This is a genomic window from Leptospira wolffii serovar Khorat str. Khorat-H2 (genome assembly GCF_000306115.2).
Taxonomy (GTDB): domain Bacteria; phylum Spirochaetota; class Leptospiria; order Leptospirales; family Leptospiraceae; genus Leptospira_B; species Leptospira_B wolffii.
Window position 1 is genome coordinate 429967 of sequence record NZ_AKWX02000020.1, and the last position, 26134, is coordinate 456100.

Sequence of the window (26134 nt, forward strand, 5' to 3'; positions counted from 1 at the left end):
ATCCCTGGTTGAAGGGACGGATACTCATTTGAACAGAATCTTATCCAGTAAACTCGTTTTTACGATTTCGTTTTTTCTTATATTCATATCGCTTCCCGGATTCACCCAGGAAAATAAACAGCCGGCGACTAAAGATAGTTCGACAGTCCAACCTTCTTCTCCCGCTCCCAATCCGAATGCGGATCCAAAATCCAGGGCCTATTCTCTTCGTAAAAAAACTTGGGTGGCTTTGCGTTATTTGAGAACTAGCTTACTGAACTTCGGAAAGAAAAACGATTGGGAAAGTCTATTGGGAGAATATTCCAGGGGAGAGTCCTCCTTTCAAAGGGGAGAATGGGACAATGCTGGAAATCAATTCCAGACTTTGAAGAGCAAATTGGACCAGTTGGCGGAGACCCAAGCGAAGGAAGTTTTTAATAAGTCGGAGGCTTTGGAAAAGGAAATCCAACCCAAAGTCGTAGATCTGAAAATGGATACCGAGGCCCAAGGAAGACAATACGTTCCCGTGATGGAAAAGCATCTGCAGATCTATAGGGATACTTGGCTTGCGGCGAAGTTAGAAAGAGAGTCCGGCAACCAGGGGCAGAATTTATACTTTGCGAAGCAGGGGCTTTTGCAATTATACAAAGCCAAGATTCTTCTGGAAAAAGCCAAAGAAGGAAAGCTGGAATCAGAAGCCAAGCTTTCTAAGAATCGAGTACTCGAGACGGATTATTTGGCTAAGGATGAAGTCACTTACTGGGACGATTGTCTGGAACTACTGCACGACTCCGAGGAGAAGAATCGCGAGAAAGAAAAGCAAGCCATCCGGAGTGTTTATCAATCAAGGAAAGGAAAAATTCCGGAGAGCGACAAATCTTCCGGATCGGATTCTTCCAAAGCGGGCGAACCCGCTTCCGGTAAAAAATAAGGAAGAATGAGAAAGTTCTCCCGACAATAACGGAAGCAGATGAAATCTTTCCTTCTAAAACTACGACTCTATCTGATACTTTGCCTCGCTCTGAGTTTCTTTTCCTGCAGAGGTTTTAATCTACAGAATATCAAGAAGCATACTTTCGAGACCGGTTGCGATTGGCTAAATATATTCTGTGATCGTATCATAGTCGTTCCGGATCTTTCCGATTGTGATCCGTTTCACGAAGAATACGAAGGCAATTCTCATTATATCGATCGGGATGTGATCAAAAACGATTACAAAATCCTGGAAGAGGCCAAGCAGGAAAACGAACCGGAAGATCCTACCGAACCCAAGGCTAAGAAGAAAGAAAAGATCAAGGCTACGAATACGGATTATGGAGATAATATGCGGATCGATTCCAAGAAACTCTTCGAAAGATACGATATTTCAGCCGGAAGAAGATCCGATTCCGATCGCTCCGAGCATCCTTGCGGAGTTTTGAAAGATTCCGGAAAACCGAAAGTGTACTATTCCGAACCAAGCAATCAACCGAAGGGGAATGAGTTTTGAAAAATATATTCGATGTTAGCGGCAAAACGGTACTGGTAACGGGAGCGACCCGAGGAATCGGTAGACAGATCGCCCAAGGATTTTTAGACGCGGGTGCTATCGTTTACGGAACCGGATCTTCCGAAGAATCCATCAAACGTCTGGCAGGTACGGGGATCGAAGCCTATGCGGCGGACATCCGCCAACCTGGCGCGATTGATTCTGTAATAGAGACGGTGGGAAAAAAGCACGGAAAATTGGACGTGCTCATCAATAATGCTGGGGTAGCGACCAATCTTCCCGCTGCATTCTTCAAGGAAGAAGATATACAGAACGTGACTCAAACCAATTTCGTGGGAGTGTTCCGTGCGTGTCAGGCATTCTATAAGATCCAAAAGAAAAAAGGCGGGAACATAATCAACATAGCCTCCGTCTTAGGTATACAAGGAACTAAGTTCGCTTCCGTTTATTGCGGAACTAAAGGCGCGGTGATCAATATGACCAGAGCCTTAGCTGTAGAATGGGCCGGGTCCGGTTATAGGGTAAACGCTGTGTGTCCCGGATTCATAGACACCGATATGACGGAGATGATTAAGGAAAGACCGGAGGTTCTGGCACAAATGAAGGCAAGAATCCCGTTGGCAAGACTAGGTAAACCGGAAGATCTCGCAGGCGCCGCGATTTTCTTGGCTTCGGATGCTGCGGCTTACGTTACCGGACAAATCATCGTAGTGGACGGAGGCGTTACTACCGGAATATGATCGTACATTTACATCCCCAAAATCCCGAGAAGAGGATACTCGGACAGATTTCCAAAAAATTGTCCGAGGGTGGGGTGTATATATTTCCTACCGATACGGTTTATGCGCTCGTTGCGGATTCCCAATCCCATACGGGAGTGGAGAAATTATACAAGTTAAAGAATATTCCGAAGAACCAACCGCTAGCTCTTCTCTGTCCGGATATCTCTACCGCGTCCAATTACATGGAGCAGATGAGTAACGAGGCTTTTCGTTTGATGAAGCGTCTCACTCCGGGACCTTATACTTTTGTGGTGAAGGCCAATCGACACTTACCTAGAGTTTCCTTTTCCAACCAAAAAGAAAAACATATCGGCATTCGAATTCCGGATTCCACTTATCTACGCGCCTTATTGGAGATGCATCCGAATCCTCTCACCTCCACTTCGGTTTTTTTCAAGGACGAGTTCGTGATCGATGTGGACAGGATAGAGTCCGAATACGGATCCCGTGTAGACGGCGTAATAGACGGAGGAATCCTAGAATTGGATCTCTCCACCATCTTGGACTGCACCGGAGATTCCATTACCATTCTTAGGGAAGGTAAGGGAATGGAACAGGTCGCTAATCTTTAAATTCGTTCGCAAAGCCTTCTTTTATTATAAAACTATAATTCATTCCTTTTGGAGCAACGTATGAAGAAAAGACAATTAGGAAAAATAGGTCCTTCGGTTTCGGAACAAGGACTCGGATGCATGGGTATGTCCGATTTTTACGGACAAAAGGACGATGCCGAATCCATGGCAACCATCCATAGGGCTTTGGAACTCGGAGTGACTTTATTCGATACTGCGGATATGTACGGACCTCATACGAATGAAGTGCTTCTCGGAAAAGCTTTGCAGGGGAAGAGAGACAAAGCGGTCATCGCTACTAAGTTTGGAATCGTGAGAGACCCAAACGACCCTTATAAAAGAGGATATAACGGAAAACCGGACTACATTCGTTCCGCAGTGGAAGGAAGTCTAAAAAGATTGGGAGTGGATTACATAGACTTATACTACCAGCACAGAGTGGATCCTGATACTCCGATAGAGGAAACCGTAGGCGCCATGGCCGAGTTGGTAAAACAGGGAAAAGTAAAATACATAGGTCTTTCCGAAGCGGGTCCGGAGACACTCCGAAGAGCCGCCAAGGTGCATCCGATCAGCGCTTTGCAAACGGAGTATTCTCTTTGGACTCGGGATCCGGAAGACGGTATCCTACAAGTTTGCAGGGAGTTGGGAATCGGATTCGTGGCGTATAGCCCTCTCGGTCGAGGTTTCTTGACGGGTCAAATCCAGAAATTCGAGGATTTGGATCCAAGCGATTTCCGAAGGAATTCTCCTCGCTTCCAAGGAGAAAATTTCCAGAAGAATCTGGAACTAGTCGCTAAGATCAATGAAATAGCGAAAGAGAAGAATGTTACTGCAGGTCAATTGGCGCTCGCTTGGGTGCTCGCCCAAGGAGAAGATATCGTAGCGATCCCGGGAACGAAAAGACGTCCTTACTTGGAAGAGAATGTTAAGGGAAGCGAAGTGAGACTATCGCAAGCGGATTTGGATCGCATCGATTCGGTCGCTCCTCAAGGTGCCGCCGCCGGACTTAGGTATCCGGCATCGACCATGGGTTCCGTAGGAAGATAGGATTATTTCTTAAGGACGGACTTCCACTCTTCTTCTTTGAAGCCTACCATTCCGAAACCTTCTCCTAGCACGAAAGGTCTTTTGACCAGATTTCCGTTGCTGGAGAGAAGTTCGATTTGTTCGTCCAAGCTCATTTTGGGGAGCTTGTCCTTGAGTCCCAATTCTTTGTAATCGCCACCTGAGGTATTGAAAAGGCGCTTGGATTCCCCTCCCAGATAAGAGAGCATTTTCTTGAGTTCCGATTTGGAAGGAGGAGTCTCCCGAATCGGCTTCCTTTCAAAGGGGATCTTTTTGGATTCCAGGTATTTCAAGGCGTTTCTACAGGTGCTGCAATTCTTGTATTCGTAGACTTTCAATTTCACGGTTTACCCCTTCGGCTCCTTCCTAAATTCGGAATTTATGTCTTCTTTGCAAGCTCGTTGCGAAGAAAAAACTTTGCCTTGAAAACGGGAATTCTTGCCGATATGATTCCTTAGGAAGCTCGTACTAACAGTGCTGAATAAAAAAACCACCCTTACCGGAAGACAGAAAGCGGCCATATTCCTAATCGCCGTAGGGTCCGACGTATCTTCGGAGATATTCAAGCATTTACGGGAAGATGAGATCGAACAGATCACGTTCGAGATCGCCCGTCTGGATAAGATCACTCCCGAAGACAAGGAAAAGGTTCTTGTAGAATTCAACGAACTCATGATGGCCCAGGAGTTCATCTCCAACGGGGGTATCGATTTCGCCAGAGGGCTCCTCGAGAAAGCCTTGGGAAACCAGAAGGCAATCGATATCATCAATCGACTTACTTCCAGTTTGCAGGTACGTCCCTTCGATTTTATCCGTAGAACGGACCCTCAACACTTATTGAACTTTATCCAAAACGAACACCCTCAGACGATCGCTTTGATTTTATCCTATTTAGATCCTCAAAAAGCCTCCAGTATCCTTTCCGGGTTACCTCATACCATCCAGGCGGAGGTCGCTAAAAGGATCGCTACGATGGACCGGGTTTCGCCTGACGTTCTTCGAGAAGTGGAACGGGTCTTGGAGAGAAAACTTTCCACACTCGCGAGTGAGGATTACACCTCTGCGGGTGGTATCGATTCAGTCGTGGAAATTCTCAACCTGGTGGATCGGGGAACGGAGAAAACGATCATCGAGGCCTTGGAGGAAGAAGACCCGGAACTTGCGGAAGAGATCAAGAAGCGGATGTTCGTATTCGAGGATATCGTATTACTCGACGACCGAGCCATCCAGAAAGTCTTGCGAGAAGTGGATAACTCCGATCTCGCAAAAGCGCTCAAATCCGTGGATACGGAAGTGCAGGAAAAAATCTTCAAGAACATGTCTAAACGCGCCGCGAACTTGCTGCGGGAGGATATGGACTTCATGGGACCGATCCGTATCAAAGACGTGGAAGACGCTCAGCAAAAAATCGTTAATATCATTCGTAAGCTGGAAGAATCCGGAGATATCGTCGTCGCTCGCGCAGGCGAGGACGAACTCGTTATGTGAGGTCCCGAATTGGGCCGTTATATATCCAAGAAAACATTCTTCGGGATCTGCGTCGCTTTACTCGTAATCCAATTCGGATGTATCGGAGAACAGTCTTTCTCCCAACAAGTCGATTTTGCCGATTTGGAATGGAAGGCTCATTGGGTCACAAAGCCTAAAAAAGAAAATCCTACCCCTGAAGCGAATCCGAAAGGAAAGAAAGTAGCAACTCCCGTTTCGGAAGAATGGGAAGATCTTCCCCCACTACCTTGGACTTTCACCGCGATCTATCCTATTGCCCCTGATTCTGGGGTCCATAGGATAGATGTTAAAGCCGAGTTCGATTTATCCAAAGACAATCCTCTTCTAAAAGTTCCTTCGGGATTGTATCTACCGGATATCGGAGAGAACTGGCGGATATTACTTAACGGAAACGTTTTAAAAGAAGAATGGTACGGAAACGACGGAGATTCCTTGGAAACGAAGAGAGCTCTAAAGAGCCTGATCGTTCCGATAGATTCGGGAATTCTCAAACCGGGTAAGAACGAGATCCGAATAGAATTCAAGGGAGAATCGGATAGCAATCCATACATCCATAACGATCATTTCGGGTTTTATCATAAGAGAAACTTCCGGATCTCCTCCTTGGAAGAGATTTATAATTCCTCTTCCGAATACTTGGACATTTTCCTATTCGGGATTTATTTCATCTTCGGATTCTATCATGTTCTATTCTTTGTTACGAGAAAACAGGACTTATACTACCTGTATTTCGGATTCTTCTCTTTACTGTCTTCGATTTACTTTTATCTGACTTCTTTCCATATATATAATAAATTCATCAATTACTGGGTCGGAACCGATACGGAGATCTTCTTTCGTACGGAAGTCGCGGCTTTGATTCCTATCGTTCCGGTATTTATGTTGTTCGCTCGGGATTTCTTTTACAAACAGGAGGGGAAATTCTGGGCAATCCGTATATTCTGCGGCTTCAGCGCTTTATTATTCGTAACCAATTGGGTGTTGCCGTTTAAGTACATTCTCATTAATCTAACGGCGTATCAAATTCTTCTCATACCTATGCTGCTTTACGTAATCGTATTCTCCATCAATTCGATTCGTAAGAAAAAACCTGACTCTATCAAATTGGCGATCGGAATAGGAGTCTGCACGGTATTCGGGATCTGGGACACCTTGGATGCGATTTTGAAAATCGTAGGGATCCATTATCCTTTCTTTAAAATAGCTTACTCCGTTTTTATTTTAGTGATTATTAGCCTTTTGGTTTCCCGCTACGTAAGTCTTTATAAAGAATCCCAGGCTTTAAATCTTGTGATTTCCAGACAGAGGGACGCATTTTATAGATTCGTTCCTTCCGAATTCATATCCATCCTGGATCGCGAGAGTCCCGTGGAGATCAAGATCGGAGATTCCAAGGAAAAGACCATGTCCGTTTTCTTCGCGGATCTTAGAGGTTACACTACGGTTTCCGAGAAGTTGAGTCCGGATGAGAATATTAAGTATCTGAACCGGTATTTTTCCGGATTCGAGGACATTATTTTTAAGAATGCGGGTTTCGTGGATAAGTATATCGGCGACGCGATTATGGCGCTCTTTTCGGATCATAGCGAAAGAGCGGAGAAGCAGAATTTCAACTCCGCCGACAACGCACTCCAATCTGCGATCGATATGGTTCGCTTCGTTCATTCCTTGAATGACGGAAACGGAGTGGGCGCGGATTTGGGAATCGGTGTGAATACCGGTCCTTTGATTTTAGGGACAGTAGGAAGTGAAAGACGAATCGATACGACCGTCGTAGGCGATACAGTGAATCTTGCCTCGAGGGTCCAGAGTTTGACTAGTTTTTATAAGACTAAAATTCTCGTGACTCATCATAGTTTCCTACGATTGAACTTACTCTCGGATGTAAAGGCTAGGGAAATCGATACTGTAATCGTTAAAGGAAAAACCCAACCGGTCATTTTATACGAAGTGTATGAAGCGGACGATCCGGAATCGATAGAATGGAAGGACAGGGCAAAAACCAAATTGAACGAAGGAATCGCCTTGTATAAGGCAGGCCAGTTTAAATCGGCCTTCTCTTTGTTTCGGGACCTATATAGAGAAAGACCCTTGGACAGCGTAGTCCGTCTTTATGCCAAGAGAACCAAACTCTTCATGCAGCAAGCTCTTCCTAACGATTGGGACGGGATTTTCCGCCTGCATAAGAAATAAGATTTTTACGATTTCTACTTCGATCGAAGCCGTAATTTTTAATTCTTTCGCAAGCACGGATCCTTTTTTTGGGAAACTCCGGAACCTTAACTCTGTCTTAATTAGAAGCATTTGCAAGAATGCGATCATCTTCTCTCCGGAACCAAAGGTTTGCTTTTGATGAGATACTTAGGAATAATCACTACTCTATCATTCTTTTCTTGGTCTTCCTTATTAGCCGAGTCGAAATCGGATCTACCCGAATTTAGATTAGCGGACCAAAAGGGAGTCGTGTTCCGTTCCGATTCCGCTAAAGGAAACGTGTATTTTCTTTTGGGTTGCGGATTCAAAGATGTGGTTCTTTGCAGAAAACACGGGAGAAAGATTTATTGGAAGATGCAGACATTTCTACAAGAGGAGGACAAGGTCTTATTCTCCGCTTATCTGGACTTAAAAGGAGCGCCTAAGCCGGTTTTCGATTATATCTCCGGAGAAAAGGATAAGGATTATGAAAGCCTCCTTTTGGATAAAGACGGCGTATTGAAAGAGGGTTTAATGGACGGAAAATCCTATCTTCGCGTTTATTCTCCTAAGGGAAAACTTTTGCATATCGAATATTTTGAATCCGTAGACGATACGAAAGTTTCCGAATTATTCGAATATATCAAGAAGTATAGAAGAGGGAAAGGCAAATGAAGTTTTTATCCCTTCTTCCGTTCTTATTATTGATACTGCAATGTACTACCCACCATCCTGCCGCGGCCGATTATTTCGAAAAGTATTTCGCTTACCAAGAAGTAATTCAAAAGGAAGTCGAAGACGACGATATAAGATCCATCATCTACGGAAATCCTGAGTCGGACGGAGAGGGCAATTTTCATGAAAAGGACGGAAAGCTTCTTCTTTCTCTCCGATTGTTCGAAAACGGCGGTAAAATCGGGAATGAGATCTCCGGTTCCCCTTTTACCTTAACCCCTTTCAGTCCGTATACGATCTCGGTGGAAGCCAAGAAGAACGAATTCAGAAAAAAGAATACGTACAAGATAAAACGCACGGTGGAAATGATTTCTCCGGAAGCGAGCGTATTCGACGTTTTTCCGGTTATGGACGAATCGGTTTCCAAGCTGCGAAAAGCGGATCTATCCCAGGTCCAAAAATTATCGGAGGTGCAAAAGTTTCTTTGTGAGAACTTCGATTGCAGCATATCGAAAGAAGAAGGAATCCTATTTTTAAGATATACTTTGTCGGAAAGAATGAGGGAGAAGTTTCCTCAAACCTACAAGAAACTTTCCAAGAGATTGGACCAGGTAGCATTTCGATTCCAGATCTTCCAACCGGGCGGATTCTCCAAAGGTATTGAAGTATATAACGAAAAAAGAACGATTATATTGGGAATTCCGGATTCAGCGGTGGGACATTGGTCTCATCCAAAGTCGATTCACATTAGATCTTACTTTTATATCAGTATCCTCGGCCTGAAAGTAGACATACGAGGACTTGGATATACATTTCGCTTTTCTAAATCCGGAAATACGGACATAGTCTCCGGAGAATTCACTAAGATTCCCGAAACGAATATCGGAGGCAGATTCCTATCCGTCTTTCCTCCGGGCATGGTGAATTTTTTTATCCCGGAAGACATGAATCAGTATGCGGACGATTCTTTCGAGTTGATGGTGAAAGGTTCGGACGCGGACGGAGGAAATCGATTTCAGACCAAGACGATCCGAAACGGGAACAAGACAAAAGTGATTCTCACTTCCGAATCGGAGATTTTCAGGGACCGCTTTCTTCCCTTTAAATCGAAAGATCGAGACGACGAGCCGGGCTTTTTCTCTAGTTTAGGAAAAGCGCTTATTAGAGATTTACGCGGTAAATGATTTTTTAATAACTTCAAGTTAACTTGAAGATTTTAAAACGAACTTAGAAACTTTCTAAAACTGCTTGACTTACCCCCTTTTGGAAGGAATCTTAATTCGATCCGACGATACAAGCCGGATAGAATTTCAGAACTGTGTGTGGAGGAATCATGGAATTTACCCTCTTTACTACTCAGCAGGGTCTTTATTTCCTAGTTAAGTATATTCACTTTCTAGCGGGAATAACTTGGATCGGTTTGCTGTACTACCTAAATTTCGTTCAAGGACCATTCTTTAACGAAACGGATGCCGAAACTAAAAAGAATGCGACCCAAAAATTGGTTCCGCGCGTGCTTTGGTGGTTCCGATGGGGAGCGATGTTCACTCTGCTTTCCGGTCTTATTATGATTGCGCTCGCTATCAGCAGCGGAATTCCGCATAACTCTCAGTGGTTTGTAGTGATCCTCGTGGGAGCAATCTTCGGAATTCTCATGTGGGCAAACGTTTGGTTCGTAATCTGGCCGAATCAGAAAGTGGTTATCGCTAAAGCCAAGGGAGAAACTACCGTGGATCCGGCTCCGAACGCGAACCGAGCATTCGTAGCGTCTCGTACGAACGTGTTTTTCTCTATCCCGATGCTTTTCGCGATGGGAGCGGCAAGAAACCTTCCTCTTAGCTACAGCCCCGATAAATTGCAGATCTTTCTGGGAATCATCGGATTAATCGCACTTTTGGTCGAAATCAACGCTTTGACTGCGGATCAGAACGGGCCTACCATTAAACCCGTAAAGACCGTTAAGGGAGTAATCACCAGCGGACTCGTATTCGCTTTAGTGGTTTACGTTCTGATGGAAGCATTGTTGACCGCATAAGGAAACAAGAATGAATTTATCCCGAACTTTACGTGCCGGGAAAGAGAGGGGCGGTTTCTACCGCCTTTCTTTTTTAGGCCTTCTGCTTTTGTTATTCTTCTTTTCTTTGCTGACCTTTTGCAAAAAGGAAGAGGCCCTTTCTCCGATCGCTACCGAAGGAAAGGGGATCTATATGGCAAATTGCATCGCCTGCCATAATGTAAATCCTAAGATAGACGGCGCCGTAGGTCCTTCGGTGGCCAATTCTTCCTACGAGCTTTTGGAAGCGCGCATGAAAGGAGAATATCCTTCCGGATATGCACCGAAACGCCAGAGCCAAGCGATGACTCGTTTTACGTTTACGGCCGAACAATTAAAAGCTTTGGAAGAATTTTTGAAGCGCTAAATTTATCTTACGATCCGGGGTGGTTTGTCCCGGATCGTAAATCTTAGGAAGAGCTTAATTTCTTCCGATAGAAACTCTTACGTTTCTAAGAATATCGATAATCTGTTTGTGAATCTTTCCATTAGAGGCAACTACTTCCGCTTGTCCGGAAAGGAAATGCTTTCCTTGGAAATCCGTCAGTTTACCTCCGGCTTCGGTTAAGATCACCGAGCTTGCGACGGTATCCCATAACTTGACGCCTTTTTCCCAAATGCCGTCCAGGACTCCTTCCGCAACCCAACAGGTATCCAACACGAAGGAACCAGTCCTTCTCATAGATCTTCCGCAGCTGATGAAAGCGGTGATATCCGCGATCACCTCGTTTAGGATTTCTTTCCTATTGGTGGGAAAGCTGGATACCAATAGGGACCGAGCCAAGGAATCGGTGTTGGAAACGTCGATACGGAGTCCGTTCTTGAAGGCGCCTTGGCTTAGAATGGCAGAATACCTCGTGTCCATTTCAGGAGCAAATACGACTCCCGCAACGGGAGTCTCTCTATGCTCTAGACCTACGGAGATACAATAGAGGGGAATGCCTCGAACGAAATTCATGGAACCGTCGATAGGGTCCAGAACCCAACGGAAAGAATTGCTTCCTTCGTGGCGGAAGTAATCCTCGGAAATGATAGAGTCGTTCGGAAAATTTTGCCGGATGAAATCGATCAGGAATTTACCCATCAATTCGTCGGCCTTATGAATGCGTTCTTTCTCTTCGGCTTCGGTTACGATACCGAATACTCGGATCTCTTTTTGGAGTTTTCTTGCGGATTCTAAAATCAACCCGGAAACGGATTGGACCGATTTAACACGTTTCTTGACTTCTTCTAACGGAAAATCGATGGGGGGCGCTAGTGATTCCATGCCGGGTTCTTATGTCCTTTCTTCCCGTAAAATCCTCCATGCCATATTTCCGGAAGGGGAAAGCATTCTTTCCGCCTTATGAGAGCGAAGCCAGCGGAAGAAGGAAATCCGGGTGGATTCTTCTAAGGTCATGCTGTCCGGTCTTAACAAAAGATCAACAACTTGGTGGAAGGAAATGAAATCCTTTGCGATATTCCTTAGGGAAGTCTCCAGGAATCTTGCCGTTAACGTGAGATATTCGACTGCGATAGGCTGGAAGATCTTTCCCGGAGACCAATCTCCCGGCTGAATGCCCAAGGATTCCTGGATGACTTGAATCTGCTTGGAGTAATCCACCTCGTCGAAAATTTCTGAGTAGGTATGCCGAACTCCTTCGAAGGTATCCGCTCCGATCTGAACCATGAAATCGGACTCTTGGTATTTCTTGGCGGTAAAATCCACGAGAACCGAATCCTCCACGATCAGGGATTCTATCGGAACCACTCTTGCGGAAAAGTAAGCTCTCTTGGTCCGAGCCGACATAGTTCTACCTTGGGATGCGGCGAATTGGATATCTTCTTTACTCGCTCCGCCTAAATGCATTAGGAAAAAGCTGAGAACGATCGCGTAGGGAGGAGGGTTCTCTTTCCAAAGCCGTGGAGAATTCTCCCTAAAGAATTCGCCTTCGGTATATAAGGGACGGATCAGAAATAATCTATCTATATTCCTTTTCGGTCTAGGTTCCGGTAATACAAGACAATCGCTGACGAATTCCGGAGCCAATTGCAGAAAACTTCTCAGAAAAGATTCTGCCGCGGAAAATTCCACTTCGAATACGGACGTAGAAGGAAGAAGATACTGCTCTTCGAATTCGAGAAAAGAGGTGTGAAGATTGTCCACGAATATCGAGTTGGGTTTATTCTTTAAATGACTCGTATCGCTTAGAATCCTATTTAACTCTTTTACTTCTTTTATCTTCATGTTTTCACTTTAGGAACAATACGCACTTCGTAAGGTTTGAGCAGATTCCAGCCCGCCGGAGAGAATTTGCCGGAATGGTTGATCAAAATTTCGTAGTCCTTGCTTTTTCCCTTTCTAAACGTCTTTTCCACATTCGGACCGTAGAAAGTAAAAGGAACACCCGCTTTACGTAAAATTCTGCGATACAATAACATGAAAGAAATCGGATTGAGACTCGCCCCAATATATATTACGTTTCCTTTTCCGAATTGATTGCAAGTGATTACCGGTTTTCCTTTATAAAATTTCTTTCCATCCGAATATTTTGCCCAAACTTTCGCGGTCGTTGGTTCCAAAATCTCGCAGATCTTGGAGCAACTTCCGGGTAAAATACGGAAGCGAATCTTAACTTCCCTGTTTCCTACGGCTTCGAATTTTCTCACCTTGATTCCGGCCATTTCTGCGAAAGGACCGGGGACCTGTGAATCCAACATCCAAGAGTTCTTGTCCTTGGATCCGGACCTATACCCTATAACCAGAGTTCCTCCGTTTTCTACGTAAGACTTCAGCTTCTCTATGATGGAATCGTCCACCATAGAATACAAAGGAAGAACCAAAACTTTGTATTTAAAAAAGTCCGTTTTGGAAATCGGAAGAAAATGAGAGTTTACGTTCAGAATATTTAGGCCGGAAAACCAAGTCGCCATTTCCACATCGTAGCCCACTTGGGCAAACGGTGCAGGCTGGAACTTCAAACCGGAAGAAATCGGCTGGTGTTTGAAATTTCTAGAGTTCTCAATATCGTGCAGGACAGCAACTTCGGCGGGAAAAGGCTCGGAAGCAAAATCCTTGGCCGCAGGTAGGAACTCGGAAATTCCCTTCTGCAATTCCGAATATCTTTCCGTTAGGGATTTGTCGTGGTCCAAGATTCCGTAGCATAACTGTTCCTGTCCGAATCTCGCGGTCCTATACCGAAAGAAAACGATTTGATCGGCGCCTTGTAGAATCGCCTGTTTCATCCAGAGTTTGGTCTGCCCCGGAGCGGGGAGATAACCTAAAACGTCATGCCCTTGGAAACCGGAGATTTGTTCCATAACGGTGAAAGGAAGATTTTTCAAACCTCTAACGTATTGGTGCATGGCGGATATAAAAGGGTGCGGATAAGGTTCGGCCTGATCTCCCCAAGTAGGATAATTGTCCCAAGAAACATAATCCAAATAAGTCGCAAGTTCGGACATATCAATGACCGGAAGAAAAGGACTCGGGTACAAATTTGTGGTCAGCTTTCTACCGGGAGAATATTTACGAAGAATTTCCGCTTGGAGTCGTACGAACTCCACGATCGTGTCCGAATGGAAACGGTAAAAATCCTGAATCATAGAAGGGTTGAATCCGGCGCTCACATGGGGACCCGGGATAGGTATCTCATTCCAATCGTTGAAGATCACTCCCCAGAAAACGTTTCCCCAGGTTTCGTTCAAGTTCCGAATCGTTTTGTATTTGGATTTCAACCAAAGGCGAAAAGCCTTTAACGAAGTGATAGAATGGTCTATATCGGAACCTTCATGACCGATTTCGTTATCGATCTGCCAACCCACAACTGCGGGATGCTTTCCGAGAGCCTGCGCCATTTTAGTGACGATACGCGTCACAGCCTTTCTATAATTGGGAGAAGAGAAGCAGGCCTGTCTTCTTGTGCCTATATCTCTTAGGATCCCGTCTCTAATTTGCAGAACATCCGGATATTTCTTCGCTAACCATGGAGGGAATGTAGCCGTAGGGGTTCCTAGAATCGCATCCATTCTGTGCTTTTGGACCAAATCTAGAATTTTCAACCAGAAGGAGAAATCGAACGATCCTTCCTTGGGTTCCATTAAGGCCCAGGAGAATTCGGCTAAGCGAACTCTCGTTAAGCCCATATCCTTCATGATTCGAAGGTCTTCTTCCCAATCTTTGGGTGTCCATTGCTCCGGGTAATAGTCCGCTCCGAAAATCATTCCGCTTCCTTCCTAAATCGGGTAGAGACGATCTTTCCTAGACCTAGACTTCTTTCCAGAAAGAAAACCCGCAAATCCAAGGGAATTCGGGAAAAAATACTGTCTTTTCGATACGATTCGGAGAGAATAAGAAAAGAGCCCGTTCGGAGACGATGGGATTCTCCATCCATACATGGAAAACCAAGATACGTATGCTTACGGGATACTTCCCGATGTTCATTTTCGATTTTCGGCCGCCGAAATTTCCTACGCGGTAACCGCAGCTTCCAATCTCCACGGTTTCGACGATACCGGTACGGAGTTATTGGCGAGAACTATGCTTTCCGCATTCTTCTTAGCGGACTTGGTGAAAGGAGAAACTAAGGTCAGCGTTCAGATTCGATTCTACGACGATTCGGAGATCCATTCCGTTTTGGCTTACAGTACTCGTCAGGGTAGAATGAAAGCGACTCTTCGTCATCGTCCCGAAGAGGATGTGGAATCCGGACAAATCTCCGAGGAAAATTTAGGAATTCTGAAAGTATTTCGTTGGAAAGACGGAGAATGCATTTATCAATCCATCGTTCCTTTTCGGAACCAAAGTTTTGAGGCCAATATCGAGGCTTACTTGAGAGACTCGGAACAAGTCCCGTCTTTTTTAGTGGCGTTCGTGAAGTTGGAAGGATTGCATTGGAAAGTAAAAGGACTCTTCCTACAAGCTCTTCCCGAAGCGAGATCCGAGCATATAGACGCAGTAAGAGAATGGGCCGGCAAGGTGGAAGAGCGCAAGGCCGTAGTGTTTGCCGGGAAAATCCGCGAGTCCCTACAAAGCTTGGAAGCGGATTGGAACACTAAATTGCAGATCCTGGAAGAAGGAACTCCTCAATATCGTTGCGATTGTTCCGAAGAAAAGATCAAAGAGTTGATCCAAAACCTGGGAAAGGAAGAGGCGATGGACATCGCCGAAGAGCAAGGTCAGATCGAGGTAACTTGCGAATTTTGTAATTCTATCTACAGATTTCCTAAGGAACAGGTCCTCGAGTTGTTTTAGACAGAGGAATGCAGAGACAATTTAAAGATTTATCGCTGGAAGAGCTTGATATTCCCGCCAAGGTAATTGCGGGTCTTGCCGGAAGGGTCTGGAAATCCGGAAATTATCCGATTCTCCTCCTCTCCGGTAAAATGGGCGCAGGCAAAACCACTTTTTCCGCTAGGATCGTCTTTGCGCTCTTGGATTTTTTCGGAGACCCGACGGATAAAAAATCTATCTACGTAAACTCGCCCACGTATACCATTTTGAACGAATATTCTTTCGCGCTTACAAAGAACGATACGGGCGAGCCCCTCTCGATTTATCATTTCGATTTGTTCCGTGTAGGATCCGAGGAAGAAGTCGGGGATTTAGGATTCGAAGAATATTGGGGAACTAAGGGAATCAGTCTTGTAGAATGGTGGGAACGGGCACCTTCCGAATTTTCTAACCGAAAGTATACGATTCGGATTCGTTTAGAAGAAGAGAAGGAGGAAACCCGTAAGATCGAATTGGAACTATCGGGTTCGGAATGGAAGAATGAGAAATACCGATCCTTACTTCTATCCCCTCTGGAGCAGTAAGAATGAACAAGGTATTATTCTTTGACGCTACGAATTCCTGGATTCTAATCGGATGCTATTTGCAGGAAGAATCCGGAAAATTCTCCCTTCTCTCTAAACACGAGGAAAAGCATAATAGGGAATCCTCTCAGTTATTGGTAAAGGGAATCTCGGATTGTCTCCAAAAAGCCGGTTGGGAAAAACCGAATATCATAGTTACAGGACTCGGACCCGGATCTTTTACAGGAATCCGAATCTCGGTTACTACAGCCAGAAATTTCGCCCAAATCTGGAATATTCCGGTCTTAGGAATAGATAGCCTGGAAATTTACGCGACTCATTACTTCATCGAAAACGAATCGCCTGTATCCGTTGCGATCGAAGCCAAGCAGAACAAGGTTTATTTCGGAATAAAGGATAAAAGAGGATATCTGGGAAGTTTGGACTTGGAACCGGACGCTATTGCCGAAAAGATTCCGGAAGATAGACTAGGATCCTATATTACGGGTTTGAAATACACCGATTGTCCCGGTTTCTTTCCCGGCCAGGACATGAACGAAAATCTCCCTTCTCCCGAGGCGATACTTACGGAAAGAAGCGGAGAAATACGAAACGCACTCATAAAACCGGCGGATCATTCGCATTTACAATTAGTTCCCAAGTATGTGAGGGGAACTTACGCGGACGATAAGCCAAAGGTACATTTTAAATGAAACAGAAAAAGAAGACCGCAAAGCCTGCAAAAAAAAAGGCTAGTATAAAGAAACAGAAAACACTTCAGGAAAATTCTAATAAGCCAGCACCCAAGCCGGTCGCCGAGAAAAAAACCAAAAAAGATCATAAGGAGGCAGGTGGTAAAGGTCTGGATCTCCGCGCTTCTCTAGAAAAGGCCAAGAAAACTGTTAAAGAGCTTAAGGAAAGACTTACAAGAAGAGAATCATCTTCTAAACAAAAAGCCCCTTCCGTTCGAACGAAATTAGAAGAAGTTCCTAGGTCCCCAAAGTCGGAAAAAAAGTATGAGCCTAGGAAGAAAGAATCCTTCTCTTCCTATTCGGAAAAGCCTAGGTTTGAAAAAGAGCGGAGTTCCGGCAAAAAGGAAAATCATATTCCGGGATACCAAAAGCGATTCTCCAATCGGAATTTTTCCCACCAAGATAGAGAAAGAGATAACGAGCCTGGTCGAAAGCTTCTAAAATTCTTCCGAGTGAATGCGGGGAAAGTCGTATCCGAACAGGAAGTTTACTCCAGATTTCTTTCACAAGCCGGAAAGAAACAAGGCCATCGAAGAGAACGGTGGGAAGCCCAGGAGCAAAAAAGATCCGCGTTGGAACTTCTCGCATTCTTCGAAAAAGAAGGCCTGATAGAGATCCAAAGGAAAAGTCTCATCATACGTCCTGAGCAAACTCTTCATGGAACCATTGTCCTGAGTCGCAAGGGCGACGGCTTCGCTAAGCTTACGACAGGAACGGAAGTATTCATTCCCGCTCAATATACGTCTTCCGCAATCCAAGGAGACTTGGTGGAAATCCTACCCACCGGAATCGGTAGGAAAGGAAAGTTAGAAGGAGAAGTTCTCTCCGTTTTAAGAAGGGGCCGGGAACTCTATCGAATGAAAGTCACCGAGAAAGCGAATAAGTTTATCATCGGTACTTTCTTGGATATGGAAGCCGGAGAGAAGGAAGCCTTTTTACCGCGAAAGAGTTTACTCCAGGATCTACAAGACGAGATCAATATCGGAGACGTTATAGTAGTGACTCTCGACTCGGAAGCGAGTCATGAAAATAATCTCTACGAGGCTCATTTCGTCAGATTCGAATCGGATACCAAGGAAGACGTGGATCTGATGCGGATGCTTATGAAATACAATTATAATATTCTCTATCCGGAAGAGGTTCAACTAGCGAGTTTACCCGACGAAGTGGAAGAATCCGGAGTGGAGGATTGGGGTTCCAGAGTGGATCTCAGGGATTTAAAATCCATCACGATCGACGGGGAATATTCTAAGGATTTCGACGATGCTATCTCCTTCCAAGTGCAAGGAAAGAAAATCCGCTTTTACGTTCACATAGCGGACGTTTCTTATTATGTTCGCCCCGGGACAGAATTAGACGCAGAAGCATACAATCGAGCTACCTCCGTTTATCTCGGCAGTAGGGTGGTTCCTATGCTTCCTCCCGAACTTTCCGAAAACCTATGTAGCTTGGTTGCTAAGAAGAATCGATTGGCCTTTACTGTGGAGATGGAGGCTGACCGCGAAGGAAATATTTTCCACGCTAAATTCTACAAATCAGTGATTCGCGTGGACGAGAGATACACATACACCCGTGCGGAGGCTGAGATTCTCGAGGGGAATTCCGAGAATTGGATTTTCCAGATGATGAAATTCGCGGAAGCTCTGAGAACCAAACGTTTGCAATCCGGCCGAGTGGATCTAAATCTGAAGGAGACAAAAGTGGTTACCGATTCGAACCACACCGTAGTGGAAATCAAAACCTCCGAAAGATTGAATGCGCATATTCTGATAGAAGAATTCATGCTTTCCGCGAATATTAAAGTCGCGGAATTCATTCGGAAGAAGGAAAGACCGACTTTGTACCGAGTTCACGAACCGATGGACGAGGAAAAATTGGAGATGCTCAATTCTTTTCTGAGATTGAACGGATTCAATGCGCAGCTTACCGATACAAGTTACGAATCCATTCGCTCGGTTTTACAAGTAGTGGAAGGAACTCCCGCGGAAAGAATCTTCAATATTTCCCTTCTTAGAAGTTTTATGCAGGCTTATTATTCGGGAGAGCAATTGGGTCATTGGGGATTGGGATTCAAGGATTATTGCCATTTCACTTCTCCCATCCGTAGGTATCCGGATTTAGTCTGCCATCGAGTATTACAGAGCATTCTTCTTGCGGAAGAAAATCCATATAACGACGAAGATGTCAAAGTGATGGGATTGCACACTTCTCACGAGGAAAGAAAAGCGACCGATGCCGAAAGGGATTATTATAAACTCAAAGCGTGTCGCTTTTTGGAAAAGACCGGAAGAAAAGAATTCCAGGCGACTCTTACCGGTTTCCGTTCCGCATTTGCTTTCGTAGAGTTGGATAATCCTCCGGTGGAAGCGGTATTGCCTGCGATAGAATTCACCGATGAGGGCGAACTCCAAGCCGAAACCGATTTTTCCTTTTACTCCAAAAAATATACTAAACAGTATTCATTAGGAGAATCTTTCCCGGTGGAATTGGACAGAATTGATTTCGAAGAAATCAGAATTTACGTGAAGATGAAAAAATTCCAAAAGAAAGGATAGACAAGCACTTCCAATTTTCAGAACATTCGTTACGTCAAAATTCCGTTTTTCGAACGGAATGACGGAGGTGATAATTGGAAGCCTTTTTGGATGAGAAAATCTCCCGCAGTCGTTTTCTCAAATTTCTTTTTAAAACTGCAGCGGTGTCTGCCATCCTTCTTCCCCAAGCTTCTTGCAAGTCGGCGAATATTCCCAAATTGAACGGCTTGAGCGACGAGCAATATTTAGCCTTTAAATCTTTGGAGGAAGTCTTCCTGGTCGGAAATCCGATTGCAGGCTTCGATCTGGGAATAGCAGCAGATAAATATATCTACGGACATCCTTATCCGATAGAAACGGAATCCGTTTTGAAACTATTGGCTTTCTTGCCGACATCTTCTCTCGTAGCTTTGGCTTTGGATTTTTCCTTCGTTCCTCTTGCCAGTCTTTCCGTGGAAGATCGGGAAAAAAGACTCCTATCTTGGAAGAACTCTTCTTTGTCTTTGAAAAGAGGAGCCTTCAATATCATGCGCCAACTTTCCTTCTTCTTGGTCTCCATGGAAAAGGATTATTCGAAATTATTAGGATACGAGGGCTAATCCGGTGGCTGGAATTCCTTTAGAAAACGATCAAATTATTACTCCGAATAAACACGCAGAACTGATCCAAAAAGAAAGGATCAAAGGCGGAACTTGGAATCTGAAGGCCGAAGCGGTGATCATCGGGTCCGGAGCGGGCGGTGGTGTGGTTGCCGCTACTCTCGCAAAGGCGGGATGGAAGGTGGTTCTTATCGAAGAAGGTTCCTACTTTACCCCGGCAAAATTTACGGGGGACGAGTTTCTTGCCCAGTCCAGATTGTATCGCGACGCGGGTTTCATCATTACAGAAGAGCAGACTCTTTCGATTCTGCAGGGTAAGACGGTCGGCGGATCCACTACCATCAACTGGCAGACTTCTCTTTATCCTCCCGATTATGTGACCAACGAATGGGAGACTAGATTCGGCTGGAAAGGATACGGAAGACAAGAAATGGACGCATTCGTTTCCGAAGTCCATGAAAGAATCGGAGTCCATGAAGTACCGCAAAATCTGATCAACGCAAACAACGGCATCTTGATGAAAGGCGGAAAAGCGATCGGTCTGCATCCGGAAGTATTGAAGAATAATAACAGAGGGTGTATAGGCTTGGGCAGATGCGGTCTCGGTTGTCCGATCAACGCCAAGCAATCCGCGTTCTTGACTTGGATTCCGGATGCGATTGCGGCCGGCGCGACGGTTATCTCCAATATGAGAGCTCAGTATATCAAGGAAGACGGAAAGATCAAAACCGTCGTGGCTGAATTTGCTCCAGATGCGTATGAAAAGGCGCCGAATACGATCATAGAAAAACTATTGATCGAGGCTCCTGTAGTCATCGTAAGCGCAGGCGCTATCGAAGGACCTGCGCTATTGCAAAGATCCGGAATCGGCAATGATTGGGTAGGAAGAAATTTAAAAGTCCATCCTACGAGTACGAATTTCGCGATCTTCGACGAGAAGATCAATATGTTCTCGGGACCTCCTCAATCAGTAGTGATCAAAGACGGTCATAACCAGGACAATACCGGTTACGGTTATTGGTTGGAAGTAGCTCCCTTCCGTCCGACTCTCGCGAGTTCCTTGGTTCCATTCTACGGCCAAAAGCAATTCGACGTCATGAAGAAATATCCGAACATGAGCGCGGGTATCGTTCTAGTGAGAGACGGAGCCGACGGTGAAGCGAACGCTTCCGTGAAATGGTCCTTAGGAAGAAGAAAAGTCTATTTCGAGATCACTCCTACTGACGGAAAAAACCTACTTAAAGGTCTTAAAGCGTTAGCGGAAGTTCAAGTGGCTGCGGGGGCAAAGGCGATCGTCTTTCCGTTCCCCGATATAACGGATCCGATTCCAGTGGACAAGAATTCCAGGTTCGATTGGGTTTTGGACAAGAGTATCGAAACGGGTAAAATCGCAATCGGCTCGGCCCACCCTCACGGTTCTATTCAGGCTGCGAATTCTCCGGATAAGGGTGCCGTGGATCTGAATTTCGAAGTCTACGGCCACAAGAATATCTTCGTAATGGATGCTTCGGTTTATCCTACAGGATTGTCCGTAAATCCGCAAATAACCACTATGAGCGTGAATTTACGGGCCGCTAGGGCATTGGCGACGCGCAAGGAAGAGATTTTAGGAAATAAATAATTCCGGTAAGAATGGGAAGAATTCCACTTTATTCGTGGGCTCCCCTTTCAAAACTGGAGATATGCCCGTTCGATCTCGCCTAGACCTGAGGCGAATCTTTTCCTTTATCGATAGAAGACTTGGGACAAATCCTTTCGTTTTGTTCCCGGCTCTTCTCATATTCGCTCTTCCCTTATTTGCCGATCTCAAAGAGGGGAAAAAAGCCTATTCTAGAAAAGATTATACCGAGGCCCTGAAGCAATTCCAGAAGTACAACGACGGTAATCCTAGCTCGGGAGAGGCTTGGATGTACATGGGTTATATTTACGAGAGTCGTAAGGATTACACCAAATCCATCCAGGCGTTCAAGAAAGCAGTCTCTTTGAATCTGCCCAAGAAAGATTTGGTTAATTCTCTCACTAAGATCGTTCTATATTATAATTACCAAAGAGATTACGGAGAAGTTCTCACCTACTCTAATCGGCTTCTAAAGATAGATCCGGAGTTGAGTCATATCCAAAAAATACGAACCGCAGCCGAAGAGAGATATTCTTCCGGGGGTCCCCGTAAACAACCGGTCTTCCAGGAAGACGACTCGGAACAGGAAAGCGTTTCTAGCTTAGAAAAAAAGCTGAAGCAGGACCCGAATAATAAAACGATCCAATGGCAACTTGCCTTGGCGTATTACAACGAAAAAGAATTCTCCAAAGCGGAAACTATTCTCGCCAACTTGTATAAAGAAGAACCGGAGAATGTGGAATACGGATATAAATATGGAGCTCTTTTGGTACGGATCCAAAAATACGACGAAGCGATTTCCGTATTGAATCGGACGGAACCTAAGATTCCTTCGGAAAGAGAAAAGCTGCTCTATTTCACTCATCTTACCCAAGCGGCCGCTTATCATAAAAAGAGAAACTTCGAAGACGCCGCTAAGTATTACAGAAAAGCGTACAATAATAAACATACGGTTCTTCCTCTGATCGGTCTCACAAAAATCAAATGGCAATTGAAGGATTGCGAGAACGCGATCAAGTCAGCGGAAAAAGCCTTAGAATTCGGAGAGAAGACCAGAGAGATCCGGATGTATATCGGGCTCTGTAAGATCCAATTAGGCAAAAAAGAAGAAGGTTACGATTTGCTAAAGGAGATCGCCGCCGCGATCGAAAAGGAAAATCCGGATTTCAAGGGACTCCCCGAAGTTTATAACGATGGGATCCTTAAGCTTGCCAGATACTATACCAATAACGGAGAATACTCCAAAGCGCTTCGCTATTTCCAATCCGTACAACCCGACGAAGAAGAGGAAAGGGAGTATAGATTTTATTTGGGCAAGGCTTATTATTATACCGGTTCTGTGGACAAGGCGATTCCATTATTGGAAAAGGTTCCAGATTCCGCCGGAGCTTATTATCTTTTAGCAAAATGCTTCGCGAAGAAAAACGATTCGGATATGGCAATGTCTTACATTAAGAAGGCAGGCGATATCAAGTCTTCGTACTGGGAAGCCGCGGAATCGGAAAAAGCCTTCAGGCCCTTGAAAGAAAAGGAATCCTTTAAGAAATTCTTGGAGACCCGCGCAGGAACCAGAGATCCTAAATCTTCCCAGTCGGGAGAGGAAAAAGAAGAAAGCGAAGGTTCGGATCCGGACTGATTTTAACCTTCCGCTCTTTTCTTTAATAAGGTCTGTAAGTCCACTTGCCCCGGAGCCTTGGGCGATCCTAAGCAGGAATAAGTAAAATCGGATCCGATCTTTTCCGGAAAGATTCTGAATTCGGCTCCTTCTTCTCCCATAAGAATTCCACAGAACCCGACGGGTTCTCTTTGCTTTTTACAGATTTCACCGATCCTTTTGCAGGATTCTAAAAAATCTTTTCGCTCGTTTTCCGATTTGGCAAGTACCGCGATCTTAAAGACTCGCTTGAACGGCAAATCGAATGTCTCCCGGCCGGTCTCTTCTTCCAAAACGGATCTCAGAAAAAAATCCAGTTCATCGAATCCGGGGACTCCGGAAAAACTATGAACGGATCGGATGATACCGAATCCGTTTTCATTCAGATTAGTGAATATGGAATTATCCTTATCCAATTCCAAATCCACATAATGCTTTCCCGGTTCCAATCGGCCGAGTAAAGGAGATACGTCTTCTTGGGTCCAGATTCCTAGACTAGATAAACTCGAATCCTCAGGTTGTCTGTAGGTGAGAACGCAGGCCGACTTCAATTCTTCGATTTTCGAGGCGATCTTTTCGGATTTTCCCTTATCCGGAGAAAACTGATCCAAACGAATCTCTAGAAAATCCGCCTCGGGTTTTTGTACGAGGGAAAAGAATTCCTTTTCGTTTAAAGTCAGAACGATTCGAATTTTTGAATTCTTCGGCATTCTAAATGTTAGAGCCCCTTTTGGAGCAAATCATGTATGGAAACTATACCGAGTAGCTTTCCTTGTTTAGACACGATAGGAGCTACAGAGATCGGTTTTTCTCTTCTTTCCATCGCCTGTAATACGTCGTAAGCCATGATGCCGCTTTCGAAAACGATCGGTTTAATATTCATCATGTCCTTAGCCTTGGAATCTTTACCGAATTTCCCTTCTTTGAGAAGCTTGCGAATATCGTAATCCGTAATAAATCCTTTCAGAGTCCCTTCCGAATCCACTACTCCGGTAGCACCTACGAGTTTGGTTGTGATTTCGGAAAGTACCTCGTCGAAGCTTGCCTCAGGTCCGATCGAGGCCAATTGATCTCCTTTGCGCATGACATCGTCTACTTTTAAGGAAAGTCTTTTTCCCAATCTTCCCGCAGGATGATAGAGTGCGAAGTCCTCTTTTTGGAAATTTCTCATTTCCATAAGAGCCATTGCGATCGCATCACCCAACATCAATGCGATCGTGGTACTGGAAGTGGGAGCAAGTTCCAGAGGGCAGGCTTCTTTAAGTACGGGCGTAAGAACGACTATATCGCAATCCAAAGCGAGTCTGGATTGAGGATTTGCGGTCAATCCTACCAGCTTGGCTCCTATACTCTTGATCGTCGGAAGAAGATTCAAAAGTTCTTCGCTTTCTCCGCTTTTTCCGATAGCGATCACTACGTCCGACGGCGCAAGAATTCCCGCGTCCCCGTGGGCGGCGTCGGATGGATGCATGAAATAGGCCGGCGTCCCGGTGGACGAAAGTGTGGATGCGATTTTTTTTCCCACGTCTCCGGATTTACCGACTCCGGTTACGATAACTTTACCGGGGGAGGAAAAGATGAGTCGTATCGCCTTTTCCACGTTCGGATCCAAGTTCTGACGAAAATGAACGATAGCTTCTATTTCCGTATCCAATGCTTTTTTGACTTTTTCTAATATATCACTCAACTCTAGTTCTCCTCCGCGGTTTCCAAAAGCTCGGAATTCAGATCCAGGTAGATCGCAGTATCAATTCCGGAGAGCGAAACCTTGACCGAAGCTTTATTTCCTTTTCTGACCACTTGGGCCCTTCTTCCTTTAAATCTTCCCGCGGTTATCAAAACCTTTTTTCCCGGTTGTAGGGAGTTTTCTTTTTCGATTCGGATCCTGTCCGGATATTCGTCCACTAAATCCCGGATAAAATCCATATCCTCTTCCGGAATCGCATGAGGTGCCCCGGAAACGGAAAGAAAATGATGAGCTCCGGGAGTTTCCAGCACTCTGATTTTTTCGGAGCGGATATCTATCTGAACGAAAACATAGGATGAAAAAACCGGAGCGTGAATCGTTTTGATACGATCGGACCATTGCCTCTTGATAGGAATCAAAGGAAGATAATGGTTCATCCCTCGTTTGGACAATTGTTCCGCCAACTTTTTTTCCGATCGGGAAAATGTGTAAACTGCGTACCAAAGCTTTTGCGGTTTAATCATACGATTCGATGCTGAAAGAAACGGGAATAATTATGATCTTTCCTTCGGGCAGTTGAAATTTCCAGCTAGAAACCGATTTTCTAAAATGAGCTTCGAATAAGGGATACTTACACGGCTTAACGGTTCGTATTTTTCTGGCGATTCCTCCGGGACCAATCTCCAATTCCCAAGTGCAATCCGATTCCAGTCTCTGCTCCACGGCTTCAGGAGGGAAATGAATTTCGTTTTGGAAACGTTGGATTTCGGCCTCCGGGGTCCCGGCCAAGGCTTGGTTCGCCGTTTCGGATTCCCCTTCTCCCTTTTGCTTAGGCAAGAAGAAGGAGATATTGGGAATCTGCCCCTTATTCCATTGAAGCCGTATCATTGCCTCGTTTTCTTCCCTGCCTTTGAACTTCCAAAATAGTCCGAAGCCTAGTAAAAAGTGTATGAGCAAGGATGTCGAGATAGCGGTTTTAAAATCCATGGACTTGGGACCGGAGACTCTTGCAATATTAATGGGCAGCCAGTTCTTTCATAGTTTATTTCCAGACTTAAGAAATAGATCCTTAAAAGTCTTCCTACAGTTTTAATAAGCGGACAGACGATTCTTCGCATTCAAATAACGGGAAAAACTAATATAGTTATTGGAAAACCCGATTCTATCGGAAGGAATTTTTCTTGAAGTGAAACTC

General features: G+C 44.9%; 26 protein-coding genes. 18 read left to right on the forward strand and 8 right to left on the reverse strand.

Features of this window, described 5'->3' with window-relative positions:
• Positions 1 to 28 precede the first annotated feature (28 nt).
• From LEP1GSC061_RS15230 to LEP1GSC061_RS15250, 5 genes are read left to right on the forward strand one after another with little or no spacing between them, the layout of a single operon-like run.
• Positions 29 to 910 carry a hypothetical protein gene (locus tag LEP1GSC061_RS15230; RefSeq protein ID WP_016546726.1) on the forward strand — a complete coding sequence of 294 codons (882 nt, stop codon included), beginning with the start codon at positions 29 to 31 and terminating at the stop codon, positions 908 to 910.
• Positions 911 to 949: 39 nt separating this feature from the next.
• Positions 950 to 1468 carry a hypothetical protein gene (locus LEP1GSC061_RS15235; RefSeq protein WP_016546557.1) on the forward strand — a complete coding sequence of 173 codons (519 nt, stop codon included), beginning with the start codon at positions 950 to 952 and terminating at the stop codon, positions 1466 to 1468.
• Entirely contained in the window at positions 1465 to 2208 is a 744-nt protein-coding gene (locus tag LEP1GSC061_RS15240; protein WP_016546875.1) for an SDR family NAD(P)-dependent oxidoreductase, read from the forward strand. The genes LEP1GSC061_RS15235 and LEP1GSC061_RS15240 overlap by 4 nt, the downstream gene beginning before the upstream one ends.
• Positions 2205 to 2822, forward strand: coding sequence for an L-threonylcarbamoyladenylate synthase (locus LEP1GSC061_RS15245; RefSeq protein ID WP_016546327.1), 618 nt, complete (start codon positions 2205 to 2207; stop codon positions 2820 to 2822). The genes LEP1GSC061_RS15240 and LEP1GSC061_RS15245 overlap by 4 nt, the downstream gene beginning before the upstream one ends.
• 60 nt (positions 2823 to 2882) lie before the next feature.
• Positions 2883 to 3872: an aldo/keto reductase gene (locus tag LEP1GSC061_RS15250; RefSeq protein WP_016546219.1), complete on the forward strand. Its 990-nt coding sequence runs from the start codon at positions 2883 to 2885 to the stop codon at positions 3870 to 3872.
• A gap of 2 nt (positions 3873 to 3874) precedes the next feature.
• Here LEP1GSC061_RS15250 and LEP1GSC061_RS15255 read toward each other — a convergent pair whose 3' ends face one another.
• Complete coding sequence (locus tag LEP1GSC061_RS15255; RefSeq protein WP_040508951.1) at positions 3875 to 4234, reverse strand: arsenate reductase family protein; 360 nt, start codon at positions 4232 to 4234, stop codon at positions 3875 to 3877.
• Between the two features lie 130 nt (positions 4235 to 4364).
• Here LEP1GSC061_RS15255 and fliG point away from each other — a divergent pair, with 130 nt between their 5' ends.
• From fliG to LEP1GSC061_RS15285, 6 genes are all read left to right on the forward strand, one after another.
• Entirely contained in the window at positions 4365 to 5378 is a 1014-nt protein-coding gene (gene fliG, locus LEP1GSC061_RS15260) for a flagellar motor switch protein FliG (RefSeq protein ID WP_016546785.1), read from the forward strand.
• Between the two features lie 9 nt (positions 5379 to 5387).
• A complete protein-coding gene (locus LEP1GSC061_RS15265) occupies positions 5388 to 7592 on the forward strand; it encodes an adenylate/guanylate cyclase domain-containing protein (RefSeq protein ID WP_016546011.1) in 2205 nt (734 codons plus the stop codon).
• 159 nt (positions 7593 to 7751) lie between these two features.
• Positions 7752 to 8267: a hypothetical protein gene (locus LEP1GSC061_RS15270; RefSeq protein WP_040509248.1), complete on the forward strand. Its 516-nt coding sequence runs from the start codon at positions 7752 to 7754 to the stop codon at positions 8265 to 8267.
• Positions 8264 to 9451 carry an LIC10025 family lipoprotein gene (locus LEP1GSC061_RS15275; RefSeq protein ID WP_016546678.1) on the forward strand — a complete coding sequence of 396 codons (1188 nt, stop codon included), beginning with the start codon at positions 8264 to 8266 and terminating at the stop codon, positions 9449 to 9451. Before LEP1GSC061_RS15270 ends, LEP1GSC061_RS15275 begins: the two co-directional genes overlap by 4 nt.
• A 149-nt stretch (positions 9452 to 9600) precedes the next feature.
• Positions 9601 to 10302 carry a urate hydroxylase PuuD gene (locus tag LEP1GSC061_RS15280; protein ID WP_040508954.1) on the forward strand — a complete coding sequence of 234 codons (702 nt, stop codon included), beginning with the start codon at positions 9601 to 9603 and terminating at the stop codon, positions 10300 to 10302.
• Between the two features lie 10 nt (positions 10303 to 10312).
• Positions 10313 to 10687 carry a c-type cytochrome gene (locus tag LEP1GSC061_RS15285; RefSeq protein ID WP_016546218.1) on the forward strand — a complete coding sequence of 125 codons (375 nt, stop codon included), beginning with the start codon at positions 10313 to 10315 and terminating at the stop codon, positions 10685 to 10687.
• Positions 10688 to 10741: 54 nt separating this feature from the next.
• Here the strand turns inward: LEP1GSC061_RS15285 and LEP1GSC061_RS15290 are convergent, their stop codons facing one another.
• Genes LEP1GSC061_RS15290 through LEP1GSC061_RS15300 form a run of 3 tightly spaced genes read right to left on the reverse strand, consistent with a single transcriptional unit; the run spans position 10742 to position 14523 of the window.
• Positions 10742 to 11587 carry an inositol monophosphatase family protein gene (locus tag LEP1GSC061_RS15290; protein WP_016546323.1) on the reverse strand — a complete coding sequence of 282 codons (846 nt, stop codon included), beginning with the start codon at positions 11585 to 11587 and terminating at the stop codon, positions 10742 to 10744.
• A 9-nt stretch (positions 11588 to 11596) separates the two neighbouring features.
• Entirely contained in the window at positions 11597 to 12547 is a 951-nt protein-coding gene (locus LEP1GSC061_RS15295) for an LIC_10030 family protein (RefSeq protein WP_016546817.1), read from the reverse strand.
• The gene (locus LEP1GSC061_RS15300; RefSeq protein ID WP_016546174.1) at positions 12544 to 14523 is read right to left on the reverse strand and encodes a beta-galactosidase; all 1980 of its coding nucleotides are present in this window, start codon (positions 14521 to 14523) and stop codon (positions 12544 to 12546) included. Before LEP1GSC061_RS15300 ends, LEP1GSC061_RS15295 begins: the two co-directional genes overlap by 4 nt.
• Before the next feature lie 172 nt (positions 14524 to 14695).
• Here LEP1GSC061_RS15300 and LEP1GSC061_RS15305 point away from each other — a divergent pair, with 172 nt between their 5' ends.
• From LEP1GSC061_RS15305 to LEP1GSC061_RS15335, 7 genes are all read left to right on the forward strand, one after another.
• Positions 14696 to 15553 carry an Hsp33 family molecular chaperone HslO gene (locus tag LEP1GSC061_RS15305; RefSeq protein WP_016546348.1) on the forward strand — a complete coding sequence of 286 codons (858 nt, stop codon included), beginning with the start codon at positions 14696 to 14698 and terminating at the stop codon, positions 15551 to 15553.
• 8 nt (positions 15554 to 15561) lie between these two features.
• Entirely contained in the window at positions 15562 to 16116 is a 555-nt protein-coding gene (tsaE, locus tag LEP1GSC061_RS15310) for a tRNA (adenosine(37)-N6)-threonylcarbamoyltransferase complex ATPase subunit type 1 TsaE (protein ID WP_016546033.1), read from the forward strand.
• A 2-nt stretch (positions 16117 to 16118) separates the two neighbouring features.
• On the forward strand, positions 16119 to 16808 hold the full coding sequence (gene tsaB, locus LEP1GSC061_RS15315; protein ID WP_016546124.1) for a tRNA (adenosine(37)-N6)-threonylcarbamoyltransferase complex dimerization subunit type 1 TsaB: 690 nt from the start codon (positions 16119 to 16121) through the stop codon (positions 16806 to 16808).
• The gene (locus tag LEP1GSC061_RS15320; protein ID WP_016546680.1) at positions 16805 to 19402 is read left to right on the forward strand and encodes a ribonuclease R family protein; all 2598 of its coding nucleotides are present in this window, start codon (positions 16805 to 16807) and stop codon (positions 19400 to 19402) included. The genes tsaB and LEP1GSC061_RS15320 overlap by 4 nt, the downstream gene beginning before the upstream one ends.
• Positions 19403 to 19476: 74 nt before the next feature.
• The gene (locus LEP1GSC061_RS15325; RefSeq protein WP_040508955.1) at positions 19477 to 19980 is read left to right on the forward strand and encodes a hypothetical protein; all 504 of its coding nucleotides are present in this window, start codon (positions 19477 to 19479) and stop codon (positions 19978 to 19980) included.
• A gap of 4 nt (positions 19981 to 19984) precedes the next feature.
• Entirely contained in the window at positions 19985 to 21601 is a 1617-nt protein-coding gene (locus tag LEP1GSC061_RS15330; RefSeq protein ID WP_016546363.1) for a GMC family oxidoreductase N-terminal domain-containing protein, read from the forward strand.
• A gap of 139 nt (positions 21602 to 21740) precedes the next feature.
• Positions 21741 to 23234 carry a tetratricopeptide repeat protein gene (locus LEP1GSC061_RS15335; protein ID WP_016546859.1) on the forward strand — a complete coding sequence of 498 codons (1494 nt, stop codon included), beginning with the start codon at positions 21741 to 21743 and terminating at the stop codon, positions 23232 to 23234.
• Between the two features lie 2 nt (positions 23235 to 23236).
• Here the strand turns inward: LEP1GSC061_RS15335 and LEP1GSC061_RS15340 are convergent, their stop codons facing one another.
• From LEP1GSC061_RS15340 to LEP1GSC061_RS15355, 4 genes are read right to left on the reverse strand one after another with little or no spacing between them, the layout of a single operon-like run.
• Positions 23237 to 23962, reverse strand: coding sequence for a type I 3-dehydroquinate dehydratase (locus LEP1GSC061_RS15340; RefSeq protein WP_016546763.1), 726 nt, complete (start codon positions 23960 to 23962; stop codon positions 23237 to 23239).
• A gap of 8 nt (positions 23963 to 23970) precedes the next feature.
• Positions 23971 to 24939 carry a KpsF/GutQ family sugar-phosphate isomerase gene (locus tag LEP1GSC061_RS15345; RefSeq protein ID WP_016546114.1) on the reverse strand — a complete coding sequence of 323 codons (969 nt, stop codon included), beginning with the start codon at positions 24937 to 24939 and terminating at the stop codon, positions 23971 to 23973.
• A 2-nt stretch (positions 24940 to 24941) separates the two neighbouring features.
• Positions 24942 to 25463 (reverse strand): UpxY family transcription antiterminator, encoded by a 522-nt coding sequence (locus tag LEP1GSC061_RS15350; RefSeq protein ID WP_040508958.1) that lies wholly within the window; start codon positions 25461 to 25463, stop codon positions 24942 to 24944.
• Positions 25456 to 25926: an LIC_10042 family TonB-like protein gene (locus tag LEP1GSC061_RS15355; RefSeq protein WP_040508959.1), complete on the reverse strand. Its 471-nt coding sequence runs from the start codon at positions 25924 to 25926 to the stop codon at positions 25456 to 25458. The genes LEP1GSC061_RS15350 and LEP1GSC061_RS15355 overlap by 8 nt, the downstream gene beginning before the upstream one ends.
• Positions 25927 to 26134: the final 208 nt, after the last annotated feature.